We start from the raw sequence: 22,997 nt of genomic DNA, 5'->3' as shown, positions 1-22,997 counted from the left end.
AATTTTGTTGCGCTAGAAGCCCCAAACTACCCCTAAGCCCCGTTATTCATCCTTTGTGTGATCATGTGCATCGTTCAGTACATTCCCCATATAAATGCGGATGGTTGATCCCTGATCTACCCTCGCCCCAGGTTTGGGTGCCTGATTAATCACGTATTTACCACTGCCAGACTTCGCCAGCATAAAATTCATGTTCAGGTCTTCGTACAGATCTTCAACAGTAGCTCCTGTCAGGTCTGGGACTGTCACGATTTTGGTTTCACCATACTTGTATTCTTTGGCGACCTGATCCTTACGAACAGGTACATTCATATAATGCAAAGCATCTTCAAGGATGTTCTGCACAATCGGGGCGGCAACCACGCCTCCGAACTGAATTCCTTTGGGATTATCAACTGCGGTATAGACCACAATCTGTGGATCATCTGCCGGTGCAAATCCGATAAAGGATACGATATGCTCGGTTGAGGAATAACGTCCGTTGATAACCTTCTGGGCTGTACCTGTTTTGCCACCGACCCGGTATCCATCAATGAATGCCGGACGCCCGGTGCCTTTTGCGACAACACTCTCGAGTGCTTCACGTACTTGTTTGGATGTATTCTCCGAGATCACCTGACGAACCAGTTCCGGCTTGGCCTCTTCCATGACTTCTCCCGTTACCGGATGGACCCACGCTTTCGTAACATAAGGCTTGTAAAGTTTACCCCCATTGATGGCCGCTGACACAGCTGCTACTTGCTGAATAGGCGTAACCGATACACCTTGACCAAAAGCAGTTGTTGCAAGTTCGACAGGTCCCACTCTGGACAGTTTGAACAGAATTCCACTGGCTTCTCCACTGAGGTCGATCCCTGTCTTGGTACCGAAGCCAAAGTCTTTAATATAGGAGAAGAGCGATTCTTTGCCCAGCCTCTGCCCCAAAGCCACAAAGCCCGGGTTACATGAGTTCTCCACAACTTGTAAGAAGGTCTGACTTCCATGGCCGCCCTTTTTCCAGCAGCGCAGACGTGCTCCACCCACCTCAACATATCCAGGGTCAAAAAATTGATCCTGTTGCAGATTAACCTTTTTCTCTTCAAGCGCAGCTGCCAAAGTAATGATCTTAAATGTGGAGCCCGGCTCGTAGGTCATCCAGATCGGTAAATTGCGATTGTATATCTCCGCGGGATATTGCTGATAATCGGCAGGTTCGTATCCCGGTCTGCTGGACATACCCAAAATTTCACCCGTTTTGGGATTCATCGCTATAGCCAATGCTGAGTTCGCCTGAAACTTCACCATGGCCTGATCCAGTTCTCTCTCCATGATGGACTGAATGGATTTATCAATGGTCAGCTTGAGGTTAAGGCCGTCCTTCGGTTCCACATACTTCTCGGATGAGCCCGGCATTAGCCTTCCGGCCGCATCGGACAAGTAGGACACACTGCCATTCAAACCATTCAGCTTATCATCATATTTCTTCTCGACACCCGTTAAGCCCTGATTATCAATGCCCGTAAAACCAAGAATATGGGCAGCCAAATCATCATAAGGATAAAAACGTTTATTGTCCTCAGCAACAACGATACCCGGAAGCTTCAAATCACGGATGCGCTGAGCTTTCTCCATCGTAATTTTGCGGCCGCCGGGTTGTAGTCTTACAATGAGTTCTCGTTTCTTGATGGTTGCAAGCACTTTTTCTTCCGTCATCCCAAGCAATGGGGCCAGCGCTTTAGCTGTGGTTTCAGCTTCTTTAACCTGAGCCGGAATGGCCATAATGGTCGGTGTTGTCACATTATAGGCCAGAGAGGTTCCATTTCGATCCAGGATCTCCCCCCGCTTGGCTGAGTAAGGAATATTACGCCGCCAGGATTCTTCTGCTTTTGCTGACAATTCAGGGCCTTCCCCGAGCTGTACATAAGCAAGCCTGATCATCAGGGCCGAAAATAACAAAACTAAAATCATTAAACTCCATAGCAACCTGCGTCGCAGATTTACGCTTGATCCCTTCACGAAAAGATCCCCCCACTCGTCCCAAAATCATGACATTCGTTCCATTCATGAATATTCAGGACAACCGGGGGTTAGAACAAGCTGTCAGAGCTCCCTAAGGAAGCGAAGCTCCGTTTGTTGCTGGATCGTCAGAGGATTCGGATTCATTGGCAGGAGCCTTGTTGTTATCTGTTTCATCTGTTTCGTCTGTTCCGTCGGTTTTACCTTCTCCGCCCGAAGGCTCTTGTTCCTTCACTTCAGCTTCTGACGACGGATCAGATGAGATTGGAGCCTCATCGGCTATACCTGTCACTGCAGCTTTGGCAGTTTGCAAGTTTAACTGTACAGTTCTCTGCTCACCTGCGACCTGCTCGGTTTGCTTCACGACATAACCCTCGCCCTTGACCGTAACCCCCACTTTCATGAGAGAAAGTACTTCTAGGGCATCACGGAGAGATTCTCCTGTTAGATCGGGAATCTTCATCTTGCTGCTTTCTTCCGTTAGCAGATAGATTCGTTGGCCTGGATTCATAGAGGCGCCAGCAACCGGATACTGCCGAATTACATTATCACCTTGACCAAGAGTCACATAAGCAATACCTGCGCTTAGAAGCTGGCTTCTGGCCTGTTTGGCTGTCTTGCCACTCAAGTCAGGCGCCTTGGCTTGCACGACAGAGACTTCTTTTGACTTTTTGTCAGGAGTTTTGGCTGTATCTTTGGGTATTCCCATGTATTGAAGAGTCTGGCTGACAATCTTTTTGAACACCGGCGCAGCTGCGGTTCCTCCCCCAATGTTGGTTCCATCCGGTTGGTCAATGACAACAAGTATAGCAATCTTCGGATTATTCACGGGCGCGAATCCAATAAACGATACAACGTCTTTCGATTTGCTGTATTCTCCGTTAACGACCTTTCTTGCCGTACCTGTTTTACCAGCTACACGGTAACCTTCAATATAGGCGTTACGACCGGTACCAATCGTTTGATCTGCAACCACTTGTTCCAGATAACCGCTCACCAGTTTGGAAGATTCCTTGGAAATCACCTGACGAACAACTTTGGGTTTGATCACTTCCGTTGTCCCATCATTCGGGTTCTTGATCTCCTTCACCAGATGTGGCTCCAGCAACTTGCCGCCATTGGCAATCGCCGAGATCGCTGCGACCTGTTGTATTGGTGTTACCTGTACAAGACCGTGACCGTAGGCAGCAGTAGCAATTTCTGATTTGAAAACCAGTGGTTTAATTGGTGATGCCGCCTCATTCGGCAGATCAATACCTGTCTTTTTACCGAAACCGAATTCGTCTATGTAATGACGCAGACGTTCACCACCAAGCATGTTGTAACCCAGATTAACAAAAGCAATGTTACTGGAGCGTTTTACACCTTCAAGGTAAGATATTCGTCCGTAAGAATGACCGTTATCACTAATCGTATATCCGCCAATATAGGTCGGTTTCGATTCAAAACTTGCATTGGGATCAAAGAGTTTTTCTTCAACAGCCCCTGCTAGCGTAACTATTTTGAATGTACTACCCGGCTCATAGATTGATTGCGTAGCATGGTTGATAAAATTCTTTTGATCAGGTGTACTTCCATACGAATTAGGGTTAAAGGTTGGCCAGTTCGCCATCCCTAGAATCTCCATCGTGTTTGGGTCCGCAGCAATGACCGTCATGCTCAGTGGATTATACTTGGCAACGGCTTCTTTCATTGCATCCTCAATGTAGAACTGGATCGTATCATCGATGGTCAGCGTAAGGTTCTTACCGTTCTGAGGTGGCAGATAGTTATCCTGTGAATCCGGAAGTTTAATGCCTTTGGCATCCTTCTGATAATTCAGATATCCGTCTGTACCTGTCAGTGCTTCATCATATGAGACTTCAAGTCCATTGACAGCTTTCCCATCACGGCTCATATATCCCAAGAGGTGAGAAGCAAGTGTTTCTTCAGGGTAAAAACGCTTCGACTCCTGAGCCATCACAATTGCATTACGCGCCTTATATTCATCTTGCAGTTCTTCACGCAACTCGTTGACTTGTGCCGCAAGTTCAGGACTTATCTTATACCCTTCACTGCGTACTTCACGTTGCTGATAGAACTTGCCATCTTCCTTTTTGGCTGTGACCAGAGCACGCATTTCACTCTCATTTTTTCCAAGAAGGGAAGAGAGCTTCTCCGTAACAACATCCTGAATTCCGAGTTCATTAATTAATAACGGATTAACAGAAACCGTATACGCAGGGGAATCGGTAGCCAAAATGTTACCATTTCGATCCGTAATCGTTCCACGTGCAGCCTTAATCGTCTGTTCCCGCTCTACCAAACCGGCCGCCCGTTCCTGCCATACACCGCCATTCACAACTTGAATGAAAAAGATTCGGGTTACGAGTACAAGAAAAAAGAGGGTAATACATCCCCCTATAAGCAACGTGCGCATCTTTATTCTTTTTATCATCGGAACACCTCTTTACTTACTGCTTGCTGTATTGGAGGACGACTCAGTACCAGTTGATTTCGTACTTGTTGAACGAGGTACATAAATGACATCTTTACCAGAAGCTTCAACGTAACCAAGTTGTTTTGCATTTTCGATGACCTGGTTGTTCAATGTTTCTTTCTCCACCTGCAGGTCTGCAATTGTCTTTTCATACCCCTTGATATCCGAAATAGTGGACTGCGCCTGCTTGTTCAGATCATAGATATGAGCATAACGAGACATCAAGGCTCCTCCAACAAGGATAACTGCAAGCAGGGTAATCAGATACAAAATCTTCTCGCGTGCCGGAAGACCCGTACGACGGGTCACCACTTTGGTGGTTTCTTTGTATCGTTGCTGGGTCACACGTTCCTGGGACGCTTTTTCTTTTACAGCGAGATTACCACGTGTATATGCCATACTCCGATTCTCTCCTCCACTCTTGATCTACAATTTCTCGGCTACGCGCAGCTTGGCTGAACGAGCACGTGAATTTTCGGTCAATTCCGTTTCCGTTGGAATCAACGGTTTTCTGTTAACTAAACGCAGGCTCCCCTTGCCGCCGCATACACACAACGGAAAATCGGGTGGACATGTACATTTTTCCAGATAACTGCTGAAAATCTGTTTACATATCCGATCCTCAAGGGAGTGGAAGGTAATAACAGATACACGTCCTCCTGGTGCCAGACAACGAACAGCCTGATGCAAGCCTTCTTCGAACGCACCCAACTCATCATTGACGGCAATGCGTAATGCCTGGAAGCTGCGTTTGGCAGGATGTCCACCAGTACGGCGAGCTGCCGCCGGGATGCCTTCCTTGATCAGTTCCACGAGTTCACCTGTCGTCTCAATGGTAGACTGCGCTCGTTTTCCGACGATAACACGGGCAATTCTTCTCGAAAACTTCTCTTCACCATAGCGATACAAAATTCGAGCAATCTCTTCTTCTGGCCACTCATTCACAATCTCTTTGGCCGTTAGCATTGCATCCTGGTCCATTCGCATATCGAGCGGAGCATCGTGATTGTAGCTGAAACCACGTTCTCCTTCATCAAATTGCGGAGATGACACACCCAAGTCGTACAAAATACCGTCGACCTGTGGTGCACCATCCTTCATTGGTACATCCAGATCCTTGAGTACCTGTTCCAGATCTCGAAAATTGGTTTTCACCAATGTTACACGTTCTCCATAAGCAGCGAGCTTCTCGCGAGCATTATCCAAAGCCCAATCATCCTGATCAAGTGCGATCAGACGTCCCCCTGGACCGAGCTTGGAAGCAATCACGGAGCTATGTCCGCCACCGCCTAAAGTGCAGTCCACGTATATACCGTCCTGCTTGATGTTTAATCCCTCTGTTGCCTCTTCTTTGAGTACGGTTATGTGGTGAAACAACCTGCACCCCTCCTGACTTTATAAATCAAAATTAAAATCGACCAGCTTTTCGGCAATGTCGTTGAATGCTTCTTCGGATTGATTGAAATAACTCTCCCATATGCCTTTGCTCCAAATCTCCACCCGGTTCGACACGCCAAGAACAACACAATCCTTGTCCAGCTTGGCATACTCTCTTAAATTGCCCGGCAGATTTACCCTGCCCTGTTTGTCCAGTTCACATTCGGTTGCACCCGAGAAAAAAAACCGGGTAAACGCACGTGCATCAGATTTCATCAATGGCAGTGCTTTGAGCTTCTGTTCCATGACCCCCCACTCCTCCATGGGGTACACGAAAAGACACTGGTCCAAACCCCGTGTGACAACGAAAGACGGTCCCAGAGATTCGCGGAATTTAGCCGGAATGATAACCCGACCCTTATCATCAATGCTATGTTGGAACTCCCCCATAAACATTGGCCCACTCACTCCTCACCCGTTTCTCCCACTTTGCCCCACTTTCCACCACCTAAGCATAATAGATTCGCACAAAAAAATCAAAACCCTTCTTGCATTACTTGATTTTTTAATTTTTCAGCATAAAAAAACGTCCTTGATCCTGTCACTCAGGATCAAAGACGCTTCCCGTAAACGGGCAATCGTATGTCTACCCGCACATGAGCCATATCATCAATAAACCATTCTATACCTATTGAATCATTTCATCAGCTTGTAATTATTGGATAGTGCTTAAAATTTCCAGCTATCCAGGTATTTCTCTTGCTCAGCTGACAAGGAGTCGATACCAATATTCAGGCTTTCAAGTTTATAGCTGGCAACCTGCTGGTCAATATCATAAGGTACATTAACAACGTTTTTACCCAAGTTTTCATAATTCTCACTTACATAACGCAGACCAAGCGCCTGCAGAGCAAACGTCGTATCCATGATTTCGGCAGGGTGACCATCTGCTGCACCCAGGTTCACAAGACGACCTTCTGCAAGAAGGTACATTTTACGACCGTCTTTGAAACGATATTCCTCAATGTTGCGACGAACTGTGCGAATCGATTCGGAACGTTTAGCCAGTTCAGGTTTATTCACTTCAACATCAAAGTGACCTGCATTACTCAGGATCGCTCCGTCCTTCATCACATCGTAATGCTCACCTGTGATAACATCCTTATTGCCTGTAACTGCAATAAAGAAATCTCCCAATTTGGCGGCTTCCACCATCGTCATGACCCGGAACCCGTCCATGTGTGCTTCTACCGCTTTGATTGGATCGATCTCGGTTACGATCACATTCGCACCAAGACCTTTGGCGCGCATCGCTACACCTTTACCACACCAGCCATAACCTGCTACCACTACGTTTTTACCAGCGATAACCAAGTTAGTTGTACGAATAATTCCGTCGAATGCAGATTGTCCAGTACCGTAGCGATTGTCAAACAGATACTTGCAGTATGCGTCATTAACCGCAACCATCGGAAACTTTAATTGGCCTTCTTTCGCCAATGCTTTCAAACGAATAATACCCGTTGTCGTTTCTTCTGCTCCTCCGCGAATGGTTGCTGCGAGGTCAGGGCGCTCGGATGCAATAATGGTTGCAAAGTCTCCACCATCATCAATAATGAGATCAGGCTTCACCTCAAGCGCACGCAGTTGCAGTGATTTGAATTCCGCAGGCTCCGGATTGTACTTCGCATACACCGTAACGCCGTCTTCCACCAATGCTGCGCAAACATCATCTTGTGTAGACAATGGATTGCTGTGCGTAATCGTTACTTCCGCCCCACCCGCTTGGATCACTTTTGCCAAGTAAGCTGTTTTTGCTTCCAGATGAAGACAAATGGCAACCTTCAAACCTTTAAAAGGAAGATCCTGTTCAAATTGGCGACGAATACGGTTCAGTACCGGCATATGCGCTTCTACCCAGTCAATTTTCAGATGACCCTCTGAAGCGAGTCCCATATCTTTAACAATACTGTTTTGCAATGCAGGTGTAGTCATTCCATGTCCTCCTCGTTTATGTGTTTCTTCTATTATAAAGGGCTCTATAGTGCAATAACCTTATGCTCTCCAAGGAATTCACTTGAGGCCTTAATCAGTTCGTCGATCCACTCGGTGCCATAACGATTCAGGTAAAAGAGTGCATTATGTACTCGTTCCTGTGGTTTGCCCGTTGGGAATAAGGAGTTCTGAATGCCGTTCCAGTGCCTTAGACTCACATTATGTTTGTCTTCGATGGCTTTGTGAGTCTGCTGTTTCAGATATTGCATTTGCTCGTTGATTTTACCCAAATTGGTATCGCCAATTCGTTCCAGCCCCGGATGAATCTCCGCGATCTCATCTAGCAATGGTCCATACAGATCAAGAAACGCTTCCTGAACCTTGTCAAACTGTTCATCTACCTGGAACGTCTCCTGTTGTGCGAGCCACTGTTCCTTCTTTTCTTCCATATGATATTGAACATCCTGATAAGAAAGTCCATATTGTTTCATATGTTTGTGATGAATATCTTCCATAATGGTGAAAGACAACCGCGGCAACAAAATGGGCATTTGCAGTCCGAACTGACGGAATGCTTCCCGAGTCAAACCCCAATATGCAATTTCACCATGCCCCAAAATAACAGCGGCTACAGGCAGCACGGAATCTTGCATTAATGGTCGTGTCAATACGTTGTTACTGAAGCGCTCCGGATGTTCTCCCAGTTCCTGAAGCAAACGTTCCTCTGTGAAAGAAACCAAACCTTTGCGATCACTATATAAACCGTCCTTCAACAACAAGAGCAGACGCGTACCTTCATGAATGTAGAACAGATTGGCTCCATCCTCCGCTACTTCGGCAGGCATAGCATAACCAGCTTGTTGTACCAGCGAAGCACCTTGTGTGTATGCGCTGCGCAGCACTTCATTTTTTCGTATCAACCGCTCAAACACGGGCTGTTCCAACCTGCGTAAATCTGGATCCGATGCATCCATTAGAACAAGTCCACTACTGGCAAACAAGGCAGATATCATGCGGGCAAATGCATCACTCAGATTTGAACTGGATTGATGGATCTCTGTGATACATTTCATCAGTCCTGGTTTATGTATCGTATCAGGTAAAAGATGTTCCACCTGTTCGAGTACATTCATCCACTGCTGCGTATCCACATGAACATTACTCACAGAATCCCTTCCTGCGAATCGTCCTTGTAACTTGACCTTCTTCATGTCTCCCTGATGATCAGGTAGATATGTGTGGTTAACCTCATCCCAGTCATGGTCTTCACCAGCAATCCAAAATACTGGGACTACCGGGCGTTGAAGTCTTTCTTCCGCTTCACGCGCAGCTGCCACTACGCTGGCGGCTTTGTATATGACGAACAGTGGTCCGGTGAGCAGACCGCTCTGCTGTCCTCCTGTAACCACTAGTGCATCTTGTTCGGCAAGACGTGTGATGGACGCATGAACCTCTCCATGGTCGTTCACCCGCTTATTATATATACGTAAATACTCTGCCAGATCACGACGATCAATACGTGTGTTTTCCGATTGGTCCAGCCACTCGGCACGCGCCTGAAGTCCTGATTTCCAGCGAATGTCATACTCGTAAAGGCCACGCGCAGCATCTCTTGAACAGATATAATCTTCTGCAAGTCTTGATCCGCTGCGGAGTGCCTCGGTAATACCGTTCATGAGGTCTGCCTCCTATTCTGCTTCAAAGAGCCTTTCTTGATTGTACCGAATTCAAGGCCTCTTCGTCAAAAGAAAGTGATTAAAATACGAAAAAAACCGCCGAACGAGTCGGCGGCATTTAATACATCAATAATAGCATATCGCATTAATATTCCTATTATACGTAAGGTTCTGCAACCCAGTGACCTTTGGAAACCTCAATCAATTGAGCATTTTCCAGGTTGTACGGGTCATTTGCAGGACCACCAGATCCATTCTGAATCGGGCTCATATGCTCTTCCGGCAGCAAGATGCGACGTTTGTTCGCTTCCACTTCCGGATCAGGTACAGGGATTGCTGAGAGCAATGTTTTGGTATAAGGGTGGATAGGGTTCGCATATAGTTCTTCACTTTCTGCGAGCTCAACCACTTTACCCATGTACATTACAGCGACACGGTCACTGATATGTTTAACCATCGACAAGTCATGCGCGATAAACAGGTAAGTCAAGCCGAGACGTTGCTGAAGTTCTTCAAGCAATTTAACGACCTGTGCCTGAATGGATACATCCAGTGCAGACAATGGCTCATCACAGATGATGAATTTAGGGTCTACAGCGAGTGCACGCGCAATCCCGATCCGTTGTCTTTGACCACCGGAGAATTCATGTGGATAACGAAGAGCATGACTTGGATTCAAACCTACCAGATCAAGCAGTTCCTCCACTCGTCTCTTACGCTCTTTAGAGCTGGAAGCCAGACCATGAATATCGAGGGACTCCCCGATAATATCCATAACATTGAAACGCGGGTTAAGAGATGCATATGGATCTTGGAAGATCATCTGCATATCTTTACGCATTTCTTTCATTTTACGCGGGGACAACTTGTAGATATCCGTTCCGTTGAAGTTAACATTTCCGCCAGTTGGCTCATAAAGACGCAGAATGGTACGACCTGTTGTGGATTTACCACAACCAGACTCGCCTACAACGCCAAGTGTTTCACCTTCAAAGATATCAAAGCTTACGTCATTGACCGCTTTGAGAATGTTACCTTTACCCAAATTAAAGTACTGTTTCAAGTTTTTCACTTGTACCAGAGGCTTATTGCTGCCTTTGATAATACCAGCCGGAGCTGGTTTTTCCTTTTTGGGCTCGTCCAGACGAGGCAAGGCATTCAACAATTTAATCGTGTATGGATGTTGAGGGTTACTAAAGATTTCAGCAGTTGTTCCTGTTTCAACAACTTCGCCTTCCTTCATAACAACAACACGGTCACACATACCCGCTACGACACCAAGGTCATGCGTAATCAGCATGATCGATGTTCCCAGCTTTTGCTGCATGTCTTTCATGACATCCAGAATTTGAGCCTGAATTGTAACGTCAAGTGCAGTTGTCGGCTCATCCGCAATCAGAAGGGATGGACGACATGCAAGTGCGATCGCAATCATGGCACGCTGACGCATACCACCAGAGAATTGGTGAGGATAATGATTCATGCGAATAGCCGCATTTTTAATACCTACAAGTTCCAGCATCTCCAAAGCCGCTTTATTCGCCGCTTGTTTGGACATGTTCTGATGCTTGCGCAATACTTCGGTAATTTGTTTACCAATTTTAATGGTAGGATTCAAAGAAGTCATTGGATCTTGGAAGATCATACCGATATCTTTACCACGAATCGCTTCCATTTGTTTGTCTGTCTTATTCAGCAGGTCTTGCCCGTGAAAAGTAATTTCTCCGCTTTTGACCTTCGAAGGCGGGGAGGGAATCAATTTCATGATGGTTTGGGCGGTAACACTCTTACCACTACCCGATTCACCTACGATCCCCAGCGTCTCTCCTTTGCCAAGTTCAAAACTCACATGTTTAACGGCATCAAATTCACCAGAACGTGTTGAGAACGACACACTCAGGTCTTTGACAGTTAAAATCGGCTCCATAATCCCACCTCCTGTTTCTATTTACGTAATTTCGGATCGAGTGCGTCACGCAGACCGTCTCCGAGCAAGTTAAATGCAAGCATTGTAAGAACCATTAGACCTGCTGGGAACCACATCCGCCACGGGAATAGCGTCCAGCCTGTAAGTGCATCATTGATCATAGAACCAAGTGAAGATCTTGGTGCTGATACACCCAATCCAAGGAAGCTCAGGAACGCTTCAGCAAAGATTGCATTTGGAATAGACAATGTCAATGTTACAAGAATCGGTCCTATTGCATTGGGCAGCAAATGACGGAACAATTGACGCCCTGTGCTTGCTCCCATGGACCTTGCAGCAAGAATAAAGTCTCTGTTTTTGAGTTGCATAATCTCACCACGCACAATCCATGACATGCTGATCCAGCCTGTGATGGTGAGGGCAATGATAATCGTTGTCAGACTTGGTTCCAGTACAACCAGCAACAAAATTACAACAAGCATGTACGGCAAGGAGTAGAGGATTTCGGAAAACTTGTTCATAATTCCATCTACACGTCCACCGTAGAAACCCATGATCGCTCCATAAATAACCCCGATAACAAGGTCAATCAAGGCTGCGGCCAAACCTACAGTAAGGGATACACGTGCTCCTACCCAAGTTCTTACCCACACGTCACGACCAAGCTCGTCCGTACCGAACCAGTGCTCCGCACTCGGCGCTGCATTGGCATTCAACAAATCATTGGAATAATAATTATAACTTGTAAACAAAGAAGTTGGACCAATCAAAGAGAAAATCACGACAAGAACCAATACACCCAGACTTATCATAGCAGCCTTATTGGTTGCAAGTCTGTACATGGCATCTTTAAAAAGGGATACACTTTCTTGCGGTTTTACCGCTGCCTGACTAGTCAGGTTCGTGTTCGCCGTTTCATTTTTTTTATTATTCGTGCCAGACAACGTTATGCCCCCTTCCGGCTTTCCAGCTTAATTCTAGGATCAATCAGCACGTAAGCGATATCCGTAAAGAAACGAGCCAACATCAGGAGGATACCATAGAAAATTGTAATCCCCATGATCATAGTGTAATCACGGTTTGTGATACTCTCTACGAATACTTTACCAATTCCCCCGATGTTAAAGATCTGTTCAATTACAACGGAACCTGTGATGATATTCGCTGTCATTGGACCAACATAAGTTACTACTGGTAGAATACCGTTTCTTACAACGTGTTTAAACATAATTGCAGGCCATTTCAGACCTTTGGCTTTAGCTGTTTTGATATAATCTGCATGTAAGACTTCAAGCATGCTCGAACGCGTCAAACGAGCGATAAAAGCAATCGGAGATGCAGATAGCGCTGCAACCGGAAGAACGTAATCCAATGGACCATCAAAGCCCATAACGTTAAACCAGCCTAATTTAGTAGCAAAGAGATACTGCAATAGTGACGCAAGCAAGAAGCTCGGAACAGCTATACCTATAACAGCGAGGATCATCGTGATATCATCAATGAGTTTACGATGGTAAACTGCAGCAATAAGCCCCAGCAAAACACCCACGATAATGGAGATAACAATTGCAAACACTCCAAGCTTCAGCGAAGCGGTGAATGTTTCGCCGATCATTCCGGCTACATCTCGATTGAGATATTTCATTGAGACTCCGAAATCTCCCTTAAGGATTCCACCCATATACTTCAGGTATTGTTCATACATCGGTTTGTCCAATCCATACTTCTGTTCCAGCAAAACCCGAATTTCAGGCGATACTTTTTTCTCGGATGTAAAAGGGTCACCCGGAATAGCCTTCATCAGGAAGAAGGTTGCAGATGCGAGTATGAAAAGCGATAGCAGCATAAATAATAGTTTTTTCAACACATACTTAACCAACCCTTGCACACCTCCACAAACAATATTTTGTATACAAATCGATTGTAGAATTAGACAGAAATAAAGTCCAATCCATTTATCGGAAATTTCAAGAATTATAAGGAAAATCGGTGCACATACAAAAAATCGGGATATATATGGAATTCCACATATATATCCCGAAGTATTCATATTAGACTTCAGAACAACTTATTTCTCTTCCAGATATGCACGCGTGAAGTCAATAGCTCCACTGAAATCAAGTTGTACGCCTTTCAGGTAAGGCTTGGTCAAAGATACGTTAGTGTAGTAATAGATTGGCATAACGCCCATTTCATCTTGAATCAGGATTTTCTCAGCGTCAGCAAATGCAGCCATACGTGCAGCTGGATCAGCAGATTTTACAGTGTCTTTAACATCTTTGTCATACTGTTCGTTGCTGAATTTGGAATCATTGTTTGTGTTTCCAGTAGTCCACATTTCCAAGAAGTTGTATGGATCGTTGTAGTCAGCAGACCAACCTGCACGAGCTACTTGGAAGTTTTGGTTTTGACGGTTCTCAAGGAATACGCCCCACTCTTGGTTTTCTGTTTTCACATCAACACCAAGATTTTGTTTCCACATGTCAGCAACCGCCAAAGCGATTTTCGCGTGACCATCACTAGTGTTGTAGATCAACGTAACAGCTGGCAATGTTGTGTAACCTTCTTCTTTCATACCTTCAGCAAGCAATGCTTTAGCTTCTTCCACATTTTCTGTGAAGTAATCGTCTTTGTGCTCATCACGGAATTCGCCGTTTTCACCACGGATACCTGGAGGTACAAAGCCGAATGCTGGAATTTGTCCACCTTGTGTAACTTTGTCAACAATCAGCTGACGTTGAATTGCCATTGCAAATGCTTTACGGATTTTAACGTTGTTAAATGGTGCTTCGTTTACGTTGAACTGATAGTAGTACGTACTTGCAATACCAGTAGCTTTGAACTCGTCCGGCAATTCCGCTTTTACAGAAGGAATTTGGTCGGATGGAATTTCACCGTTAGGTGCACCAGTGTAGTCCAATTGTCCTGATTTGTAAGCTTGCAGTTCGGAAGCACTGCTGTTCGTCAGAGACATATCGATTTCAGCCAATTTAATATCGGCAGCTGCATGGTAACCATCGTTTTTCTTCACAACAATTTTTTGACCTTTGGAGTATTGATCCATTACAAATGGTCCGTTAACGATCATGTTTTTGTAGTCTGTGAAGAATTTGTCATTTGTGTCAGCAGATGCATGTACTGGGTAGTACGTGTAGAATGCTGTCAGACCCAAGAAGTAAGGTGTTGGGTTTTCCAAAGTTACTTCCAATGTGTGCTCATCAGTAGCTTTAACGCCTACTTGTGAGAAATCTGTGACTTTAGTACCTTTGTATGTTTCATCTTTGCTGAGGTTGTAACCTTCAGCGCCTTTGATGTAGTACAATTGGTATGCATATGGAGAAGCTGTTTCCGGTTTCAAAGCACGTTCCCAAGAACGAACAAAGTCTTCGGCAGTGATTGCATCACCGTTGCTCCATTTAGCATCCGGGTTCAGGTTGAAAACATATTTCAAACCATCTTCGGAGATTGTCCAGTCTTTAGCTACGCCCGCTTGTTCTTTACCATCAGCATCGATGCGTACAAGACCTTCATACAAGAATTTCAGAACTGTGTTGGTTTGGCTGTCTTTTGCTTGAGCCGGGTCCAACGTAGGAGGTTCAGCTGACAGGTTGATTTTCAGAATTTGATCTTTTGCAAGACCATTTCCTTCGCTTGCAGAACCAGTATCGGTGTTACCTGTGCCTTCGTTTTTCGATCCGCACGCTGCAAGTACGGTACCGAACGCCAAAATCAGCGTCAAAAGGACTAATAGACTTTTCCTTTTCATCTAACACGTTCCCCCTAAATTGATATGGTTTATATGTTTATAGATTATACAACCACCGGTCAAAAAAATCTACATTACTTTTTCAGAAAGTAATGTTTTTTTCAGTTTTCGACAAAATCGACACATTTTTTGCCTCTTTTGCGTTATGTAACCTCACATCTGTTTCATGAAGTATCTAAATAATCCAAATAAAGTAAACAAAACATACCCGAAACTCATAATGATGAAGGCCATGCGCCATACGGCCCGGAACATTCTCCCCCCATCGACCTTCCCCTTTAGTCGATTTTGCGCACCTCCGATGAATCCAAGTGCTAGTAGTATGAGTAATAGTGTCAGATAAAAACCAAAATTCGAATCAAATGTTAAGTTGAATAACGCCGATACTGAAAAAACAAGAAAAAAAGTGGTGACATCCATTGCCATCCGCATGGCGTTCCGTTTGTCTTTTTTCCATACGTACATGCCCCAATAGACAAGAAAGAACGGAAAAAAGGGCAATATGCTCAACACAATAAAAAGTCCCATTAATTCACTCCTTCCGGTTGCATTCCTTCAATCAGATGAAGCAGTATTTCATGTGTAGGTGCAACAAGGTCCAACTTCTGTGCCATCTTTACAACATGACCGTTAATTGACCTCACTTCTGTACCACGTCCAGCGAGAACATCTGCAAGCATAGAGGAAGTATTCGTGGCAGTAGAACGACAGACCGATATCAGTTGATCCCACATATCCTGATCCAAACATATTCCACTTGCAGAGTAGATTAACAATACTTCATCATATAACTGGCGCATTAGCCTCTTTCGTTCTTCCTTGACGATCAATTCTCCATTAGGGATTCGCCATAGTGCCGTAAGCGGGTTAATGACTGAATTAATCAATAGTTTCCTGTATATCAGCTTATCGATTTCATTCGACACTGTACAGTCAAATCCTGCCTGCTGCAACGATCCCGACAGAGTAAATGTTCTCTCCTCCTCTATAGAGGTAGAAGCTACTATATGTATGTTGTACCTCCCCAGCCTGGTTTCACCTGTACCTGCACGAGTTACCTGACTTTGTGTACGCTTCGCACCTTCTGTTGTAACCGCACTACACAAAAGCGACTTTGGCAAAGCTGCCTGAAGTTTTGCCAGATGGCCCATCCCATTCTGAAAACAAGCGATATTCAGCACATGATCTTGTAACGGACTAATCTCATGAATGAAATCATCAATGCTTGTCTGCTTAACCATGAGCAGTAACCATTCTCCTGGTGTGTTCATCCATGTGTCAGTCAGCTCACTTATTGGTTTCGCCTGTATTTGATCCGGTAAAATGTGTATCTCTTCGTCTTGTTCCACAATGGTTACTCCATTATGGCGGAGGAGGTCAGCCTGAGCTGTTGTTCTCGTCCAAAATCTGACCTGGTTACCTGACGCCAGCAGTCTCCCGCCATATAAAAGACCCAGTGCCCCCGCTCCTACGATGTCAATGATCATATGATGCACTCCTCTCCGCTTCAGTAGTTGCTCTTCTATTATCTATAATAGAACAAAAACACCAAACTAAAAACCCGTCATACCTGCCGTTGTGTAACGGAGGTGTGGCGGGTTCATACCTGACTTTCACAAATCAAACGTCTGAACTTGTTATTCAATTCGTTCCAGATTCCCGTTGGCATCCATCTTGAAACGTGTCTTAAGTTCCTCTTCTTCTTCGGACAAAAATGCGAGTCTGCGAGCCCGATCCATAATCTGAATCAAAGCTTTGTAGTCGTCATTCACCACACGGTAATCCGTCTGTACTTCATTCACTTCCTTGGAGAGACGGTCATTCTCAAGACGTAGTTCAAGCAATTCATCTTCTTTCTCGCGAAGCTCCTTCTCCAGCATCTTGAGTTGACGATTACTCTCCTGCACTGTTCCCTTCCATTGCCGCAGGAAGCGGATTACTGCATCCATCGATAATGAATCGTCTGAGATCCCATCTGATTTGTACAGATGTTCTTCAGTGTCCAGTGTAGACAATGCTGCAACCTGCGGTCCGAGCATAGCTGGCTGCTTTCTGAGATAACTTCGTTTTTGTCGTTGTGCCTTGGCGTTACTGATGGCAGAATCATACTTTTTACGTACACAACTGTTCCAGCGAAAACCGCATGCGGCAGATGTTCTGCCTATTTTTTCGCCCACCTCTTCAAAAGCGGCCAATTGTGTACTGCCTTCCCGAATATGACGCAAAGTAACCTCAGCCAATATCAAATCGTCCTCTGTACTCCAAGCATCCTGTCTCACTGCAGTCATGCTATAATACCCTCCTAACAACATCCTAAAATAACCGTCCGCATTACCGGAAGCCCGGTATGTGAATTAGGTATAAAAGCTGCTTCATTCATTCTTATGCCTCTCATAGAGTTCATAGAATTGATTTCATACTAAAATGTATTTCCACATTCAGGCTTGCTCATACGTGACATACGTAAAACATATCCCTATATACTTACTTTGAGTAAAAAAAGAATTCGCTTTCATATCCAAATTTGTTTACACGTTTTTCCTTTCCCGGTATAATGTTGTGTAGACAATCTATGAACGTACTTAGGAGAGGAGGATTTACCGTGGCACGCATGTTTCGGGTACTCGGGTTCTTCACGCTTGCAATTGGCCTGATGGCTTTTGCGGGAGATCTGGTCGAAATGGCTTTGCTTTTTTTCCTGCAGACTGCGTTTTTTGTCATTTTGGGATACTTGAAATTTACCGAGCGAACGTACATATTGCTCTTCTGGGGTTATATGATCGTAACATTCACGGGGTTCAGCTACTGGACCGTATTCGAAATGGGGTTGCCGCTCTAATCCACCTGCAGCATCAAAGTGATCCGATAACTGTCGGGTTGCTTTTTTGTTGTGTTCAGATTAATGAATGTTCATGGTGTTATGTAACCACTAAGGATATTTCACGTATTTGTTTCATATATTGTCTGGAAGACAACAAGCCTGTACGATTGTCATTTAAGAAGCGGAAAGGAGAATGGATCGGTGAATCGTCAATACGGCATTGCCGCCTTTATATTATGCATCATTTTATTCCTCCAGCTACCTTTAGCCCATGCCTATGGAGAGTCTTCACCTGAGGATACACGTGAGATATTGCAAAAAAGTCTATCCATCGTTGAAATCGATCACGAAATCGAACGGATCGCCGAAAGGCAGAAACAGCTGGCTCAACAATACGAGACATTATCCGTCCAGCTTCAGGAACAGGAAGAGCAGATACATATTCAGCAAGATCGGGCCGGAGCTGTCGTGAGGTCCTACTACACAGGAGAACGCGACAGCCTCCTCATGACGGTCCTGGGAGCCAGGTCGTTCAAAGACTTGTTTGTACTGTATGATTATTACCAGATTATTATCGGACGGGATCAGGCTGTGCTGGACAAGTATCAGGACCGTTATCACACCCTGCAACAGACTTCCACTCAGATTCGTCAGACTACAACAGAATTAACCGAAATGAAGACTAATCTTCAAAACCAGCGGGAACGTGTAGTCACCTTGCAAAAAGAAGTGGATGCCCAAATAGCCACCAGCGGAGATGCGGCAGCGATTCAGAAACTGATGGATGAATTAACCCTTTATTGGGAGAATATCGGCATCTATGAGGTGAAACGATATTTCAAAGCATTGGCATCTGCCATGCAGAACCTGCCCGATTTTATCCAAAAACAAAACGGAGGTATATCCACGACTGGAACAACGTATACGATTCGAATTGGGCAGGATGAGCTTAATGCATTTCTGCGTTCCCAAAATTCAATCTTTGAAGATTTTGCCTTTCAGTTTAATCAGGATAAGATTATAGCTTCCGGTCAGCGGGATCAATTGCAATTAAGCATTGAAGGACATTATACGGTAGAAAATGAACCTCAAAACTCCATTCGTTTTCATGTGGACAAACTTGTATTCAACCAGCTTGAATTACCAGACACTACTCGCCGAATGCTGGAAAGAGAATTTGACCTTGGGTTCTATCCACAGAAAATCCTGTCGTTTGTCAAAGCAACCGATGTTTCAACAAGTGAAGGCATACTGGAAGTAAAACTAGCTATATCCTTTTAAAGTTAGTTCGCCGTTCTAATACTGTCTACGTATTGATTCGCTGTAATTTCTCCCTTTAAGAATTGTTGTACTTTTTTATGAAAACGAGTTATTAGAGCATGACTTTCGGTCGTTGCAGCGGGGACATCTTGGGTGGTTGAGAACCAGGATTGTCCCTTTGTCATATCATAACGTCCAACGAGTTTCTCAGACTCCAAATCCAGCTCCTGTTGCTTTGCGGGCAACCGGTTAACCTGTTGGTACCATTTCAGCTGTGTCGTAGCGGACGTCATTCCTTCAATCCATCTACTGGCCTCCTCAGCCTCAACCGAACCCGCAGTAATAACGAGGCTTCTGGAGTTTACAGTTTCCAAGGTTTCGAAAGAAAACCGCTCCAAAGAATCTTCATCAACTGCACTCTCTTGATCTGCACTTAATAATTGAGATAACAATGATACAACCATCGGTGTGTCGTTCTGGTCAGCAGTTGGAGAAAACCCTGGATTGGTAGACTTGAGCCTAATAAGGGGCTGAATCTGATTCATCAACTGAATCCCCTGCTGAAGATCTCTTGTTTGCGAATCTATTTGCGTTTGACTAACTTGATCTGGCGCCATCCTTGGTTCCAAATGATTCAGCCACGCATTTGTCCCGTACATATCATTGATGTTCATTGTAATTAAAGGGATGCCTTCCGCAATGGCTTGTTGAGTAAGTCTGACCCACTGATCTTTATTGTGAGGTAATGACTCCAGACCAGATCTTTTCAGAAATGAAGATTGTGCAGCCAGAATGTACGGATCAAAATCAAAAGGCATCCCCCATTGATAACCATTCCACTCTGTCATTCCCCGTAACCCAACTACCGTATCTCCTAGCGACTTCGACAATGTTGTTCCGTTTAACGGATACAGGTACCCTTTTTGGGCATAGTATTGCACTTCCTTACTATCAAGCAGAACAACATCACCATTCTCCCCTAGTGAAAATTCAAGATCCAAAACATGCTTATATGTATCCGGCTTCTCATTCCGAAGATTAATCTCTACCAGCTGGGAAGCAGCAACTTCTTTAGCTATTTTTTGAAAGGCTTGGAACTCTACATCCGACATGGCCACTACAATCTCCAGCGGAGCTTGAGCATCTTCATTACGGGACAACGAACCCGGAAAGGTATCCTTCTCCTGGTCGCGTTCCTGATTGAGCTGTGAACCTCTAAAGTCAAAACTCGGTGACAAGATCGTTAACGAAAGCAGCAATACCGCGAACAAAACAACCTGATGTCTACGCTTCATTAACTTCCCTCCCTGTTCACCTAGTTTTTTCCTGCAGCAATTATTGTAACAAATAAGTAGTACTCTTGTCCTACCCTGCCGAAAAACACTTTTTCGGATTTTTGCATAATACGAGCATATCGAGTTCTGTGTAATAACGCTTACTTATTTTTTCAGCAAAAAGCCGGCTCCAGGAGCCGGCTTCAATAACAACATTTTCCGGGAAATAAATCCCCCTTAATTTTACAATAAATCAGCTGCAAGCTGTGCCAGCTTGGACCGTTCTCCTTTTTCGAGCATGATGTGTCCGCTGATTCCCTCTTGCTTGAACCGTTCCACGATATACGTCAGGCCGTTACTGGCAGAATCAAGATACGGATGGTCTATCTGCTCAGGGTCTCCCATCAAAATAATCTTACTGCCTTCACCGACCCTTGATACAATGGTCTTCACTTCATGGCGGGAGAGATTCTGGGCTTCATCAATTATGATAAACTGTCCAGGTATCGATCTTCCACGAATATACGTTAAAGCCTCCACCTGAATACTGCCAAGCCCCATTAGAATTTTATCGATATCTCCGGCTTTTTTGGTGTCAAACAAAAACTCCAGATTATCATAAATCGGCTGCATCCATGGACGAAGTTTTTCTTCCTTCTCACCAGGCAAGTAACCGATATCTTTCCCCATGGGAACAACAGGGCGAGCGATCAGCAGTTTTTTGTACTTATGATCATCCTCTACCTTAAGCAGACCTGCTGCAAGTGCCAGCAAGGTTTTCCCTGTTCCAGCTTTACCGGTGATGGTAACAAGCGGGATGTCATCATTCAAAAGCAGTTCCAGTGCCATGCGTTGTTGTGCGTTACGTGCGCTAATGCCCCAGACATTGTCATTACTGAGGAAAAGCGGCTCCAGCTTGGTTCCCTCTGTGTTCACTTTAAGCAAAGCCGATTTATTGGTTCCCATCTCATCCTTGAGAATGACAAATTCATTCGGATACAACGAATAAGACAATTGTAACGGTTTGATTGGTAAAAAACGATATGTGTAAAACTCATCAATCACTGACGGATGAACTTTTAGGGCCGTATAACCTGGATATAACTCACTGAGTCCTGCCGTCCGATCTGATAAGTAATCCTGTGTGAACAGACCAAGTACATCCGCTTTGATACGCACAAGTACATCTTTACTGACAAGCACGACCTGACGTTCGACTACTTCCTTTTCATTCTCCTCAATCTGATAATTCAGTGCGACAGCCAAAATCCGATTATCGTTGGACACTTCACCAAACATTTCCTGAACTTTCACGAAACTCCGATGATTCAGCTCTACTTTCAGGTTACCTCCATTAGCCAAAGGTACCCCACTGTGCAAGTGACCCAGCTCACGTAATCCGTCTAACAGTCTGGATACATTACGGGCATTACGCCCAATTTCATCGGCATTTCTTTTTTTGGAGTCGATCTCCTCCAGTACAACCGCGGGAATGATTACCTCATGTTCCTCAAAGGCAAATATGGCATTGGGGTCATGCAGAAGCACGTTGGTATCCAATACAAAAATCTTTTTCATTCAATCCCCTCCAAAGCGGCGTCGTTAAAGGCATGGATAGTGTGATCTTTCAGCAGCGGCATGGACAATCATGATCCCATACATAAATGTATTCGACTAGGGCAAAATAATTGTCAACCATTCTGAAAAACTCCAAGAAAGGATGAACATTTATGAAAATATGGGTTTGCACGCTGCTTCTGATCTTTATACTTACAGGTTGCAACAGTTCCACACGTAGCGCTTCGCCGAATCAAGGTACACATGCGAAAGGTTACGGAGGAAATGTAACAACTCAGCAAGATCAAGGGAAAGGATCTCACATGCTCAATGCACAGGAAGATCGGATGAATCCTTCACGTTTGGACCGCCTCAATGAGAATACAGGTGAAGTCCATGATACCAACATTGCGGATGATGCACAGAGTGGCCGGATGCCAAATGAAAAACGAATCAATCACCTTAAAGCCCTTGCCAAGCAAGTGGAAGGTGTTGAAGATGCGAACTGCGTCATACTCGGTAATACAGCCGTAGTTGGCATCGATGTTGATGGTGAACTGGAACGTGCTCGGGTTGGTACCATTAAGTACGCAGTTGCCGAAGCACTTCGCAAAGACCCCGAAGGTGTAGATTCCATCGTTACTGCTGATGCAGATGTCACCGAAAGAATTAAAGAAATCGGTGAACATATTCGTCAAGGGCACCCAATCTCCGGTTTTGCTTCAGAACTTGCTGACATGGTGGGACGAATTATCCCTCAACTCCCGAAAGATGTCAAAGTCCGTCAAAATCCGGATGAAAACGTGAATCAAAAACAACAAATGCAGCAGCTGCATTCATCTGACAAAAGACAACAAAAAGCCCAGTGAT

General features: G+C 44.8%; 19 protein-coding genes. 3 read left to right on the top strand and 16 right to left on the bottom strand.

Going from position 1 to position 22,997, the window contains the following annotated elements; genetic code table 11:
- Positions 1-42: 42 nt before the first annotated feature.
- The 14 genes from MKX68_RS20585 to MKX68_RS20520 form a co-directional block, all read right to left on the bottom strand.
- Positions 43-1,995 (bottom strand): stage V sporulation protein D, encoded by a 1,953-nt coding sequence (locus MKX68_RS20585; protein ID WP_036614879.1) that lies wholly within the window; start codon positions 1,993-1,995, stop codon positions 43-45.
- A 94-nt stretch (positions 1,996-2,089) separates the two neighbouring features.
- Complete coding sequence (locus tag MKX68_RS20580) at positions 2,090-4,432, bottom strand: penicillin-binding transpeptidase domain-containing protein (protein ID WP_340913962.1); 2,343 nt, start codon at positions 4,430-4,432, stop codon at positions 2,090-2,092.
- 12 nt (positions 4,433-4,444) lie between these two features.
- The gene (locus MKX68_RS20575; protein WP_339790217.1) at positions 4,445-4,873 is read right to left on the bottom strand and encodes a hypothetical protein; all 429 of its coding nucleotides are present in this window, start codon (positions 4,871-4,873) and stop codon (positions 4,445-4,447) included.
- Positions 4,874-4,900: 27 nt separating this feature from the next.
- Positions 4,901-5,851: a 16S rRNA (cytosine(1402)-N(4))-methyltransferase RsmH gene (gene rsmH / locus MKX68_RS20570; RefSeq protein WP_338587969.1), complete on the bottom strand. Its 951-nt coding sequence runs from the start codon at positions 5,849-5,851 to the stop codon at positions 4,901-4,903.
- A gap of 18 nt (positions 5,852-5,869) precedes the next feature.
- Positions 5,870-6,307: a division/cell wall cluster transcriptional repressor MraZ gene (mraZ, locus tag MKX68_RS20565; RefSeq protein ID WP_017687291.1), complete on the bottom strand. Its 438-nt coding sequence runs from the start codon at positions 6,305-6,307 to the stop codon at positions 5,870-5,872.
- Between the two features lie 273 nt (positions 6,308-6,580).
- Complete coding sequence (locus MKX68_RS20560; protein ID WP_047843755.1) at positions 6,581-7,846, bottom strand: adenosylhomocysteinase; 1,266 nt, start codon at positions 7,844-7,846, stop codon at positions 6,581-6,583.
- Between the two features lie 44 nt (positions 7,847-7,890).
- The gene (gene bshC, locus MKX68_RS20555) at positions 7,891-9,522 is read right to left on the bottom strand and encodes a bacillithiol biosynthesis cysteine-adding enzyme BshC (protein WP_340913960.1); all 1,632 of its coding nucleotides are present in this window, start codon (positions 9,520-9,522) and stop codon (positions 7,891-7,893) included.
- 157 nt (positions 9,523-9,679) lie between these two features.
- Positions 9,680-11,449: an ABC transporter ATP-binding protein gene (locus tag MKX68_RS20550; RefSeq protein WP_091028470.1), complete on the bottom strand. Its 1,770-nt coding sequence runs from the start codon at positions 11,447-11,449 to the stop codon at positions 9,680-9,682.
- 17 nt (positions 11,450-11,466) lie between these two features.
- On the bottom strand, positions 11,467-12,348 hold the full coding sequence (locus tag MKX68_RS20545) for an ABC transporter permease (RefSeq protein ID WP_371129057.1): 882 nt from the start codon (positions 12,346-12,348) through the stop codon (positions 11,467-11,469).
- A 47-nt stretch (positions 12,349-12,395) separates the two neighbouring features.
- The gene (locus MKX68_RS20540; protein ID WP_076211567.1) at positions 12,396-13,328 is read right to left on the bottom strand and encodes an ABC transporter permease; all 933 of its coding nucleotides are present in this window, start codon (positions 13,326-13,328) and stop codon (positions 12,396-12,398) included.
- Positions 13,329-13,517: 189 nt separating this feature from the next.
- On the bottom strand, positions 13,518-15,215 hold the full coding sequence (locus MKX68_RS20535) for a peptide ABC transporter substrate-binding protein (RefSeq protein WP_091028467.1): 1,698 nt from the start codon (positions 15,213-15,215) through the stop codon (positions 13,518-13,520).
- Positions 15,216-15,368: 153 nt separating this feature from the next.
- Positions 15,369-15,743 carry a DUF3397 domain-containing protein gene (locus MKX68_RS20530; RefSeq protein WP_047843759.1) on the bottom strand — a complete coding sequence of 125 codons (375 nt, stop codon included), beginning with the start codon at positions 15,741-15,743 and terminating at the stop codon, positions 15,369-15,371.
- Positions 15,743-16,702, bottom strand: a complete 960-nt coding sequence (locus MKX68_RS20525; RefSeq protein ID WP_338587973.1) for a ketopantoate reductase family protein — start codon at positions 16,700-16,702, stop codon at positions 15,743-15,745. Before MKX68_RS20525 ends, MKX68_RS20530 begins: the two co-directional genes overlap by 1 nt.
- A gap of 150 nt (positions 16,703-16,852) precedes the next feature.
- The gene (locus tag MKX68_RS20520; protein WP_076211575.1) at positions 16,853-17,503 is read right to left on the bottom strand and encodes an RsfA family transcriptional regulator; all 651 of its coding nucleotides are present in this window, start codon (positions 17,501-17,503) and stop codon (positions 16,853-16,855) included.
- 314 nt (positions 17,504-17,817) lie between these two features.
- Between MKX68_RS20520 and MKX68_RS20515 the strand changes: the two genes are divergently transcribed.
- Positions 17,818-18,054, top strand: a complete 237-nt coding sequence (locus MKX68_RS20515; protein ID WP_017687281.1) for a DUF2626 domain-containing protein — start codon at positions 17,818-17,820, stop codon at positions 18,052-18,054.
- A 183-nt stretch (positions 18,055-18,237) separates the two neighbouring features.
- A complete protein-coding gene (locus tag MKX68_RS20510) occupies positions 18,238-19,317 on the top strand; it encodes a hypothetical protein (protein ID WP_338587974.1) in 1,080 nt (359 codons plus the stop codon).
- 2 nt (positions 19,318-19,319) lie between these two features.
- On the opposite strand, the gene MKX68_RS20505 is transcribed toward MKX68_RS20510, so the two are convergent.
- Both MKX68_RS20505 and MKX68_RS20500 read right to left on the bottom strand, forming a co-directional pair.
- Complete coding sequence (locus MKX68_RS20505) at positions 19,320-20,591, bottom strand: extracellular solute-binding protein (RefSeq protein ID WP_340913958.1); 1,272 nt, start codon at positions 20,589-20,591, stop codon at positions 19,320-19,322.
- 222 nt (positions 20,592-20,813) lie between these two features.
- Positions 20,814-22,148 carry a PhoH family protein gene (locus MKX68_RS20500; RefSeq protein ID WP_024628438.1) on the bottom strand — a complete coding sequence of 445 codons (1,335 nt, stop codon included), beginning with the start codon at positions 22,146-22,148 and terminating at the stop codon, positions 20,814-20,816.
- A gap of 152 nt (positions 22,149-22,300) precedes the next feature.
- Between MKX68_RS20500 and MKX68_RS20495 the strand changes: the two genes are divergently transcribed.
- Positions 22,301-22,996 (top strand): YhcN/YlaJ family sporulation lipoprotein, encoded by a 696-nt coding sequence (locus tag MKX68_RS20495; RefSeq protein ID WP_133385545.1) that lies wholly within the window; start codon positions 22,301-22,303, stop codon positions 22,994-22,996.
- Position 22,997 lies beyond the last annotated feature (1 nt).

This window comes from Paenibacillus sp. FSL M8-0212 (genome assembly GCF_038004645.1).
Taxonomy (GTDB): domain Bacteria; phylum Bacillota; class Bacilli; order Paenibacillales; family Paenibacillaceae; genus Paenibacillus.
This window is presented reverse-complemented; position numbering and strand designations above follow the sequence as displayed.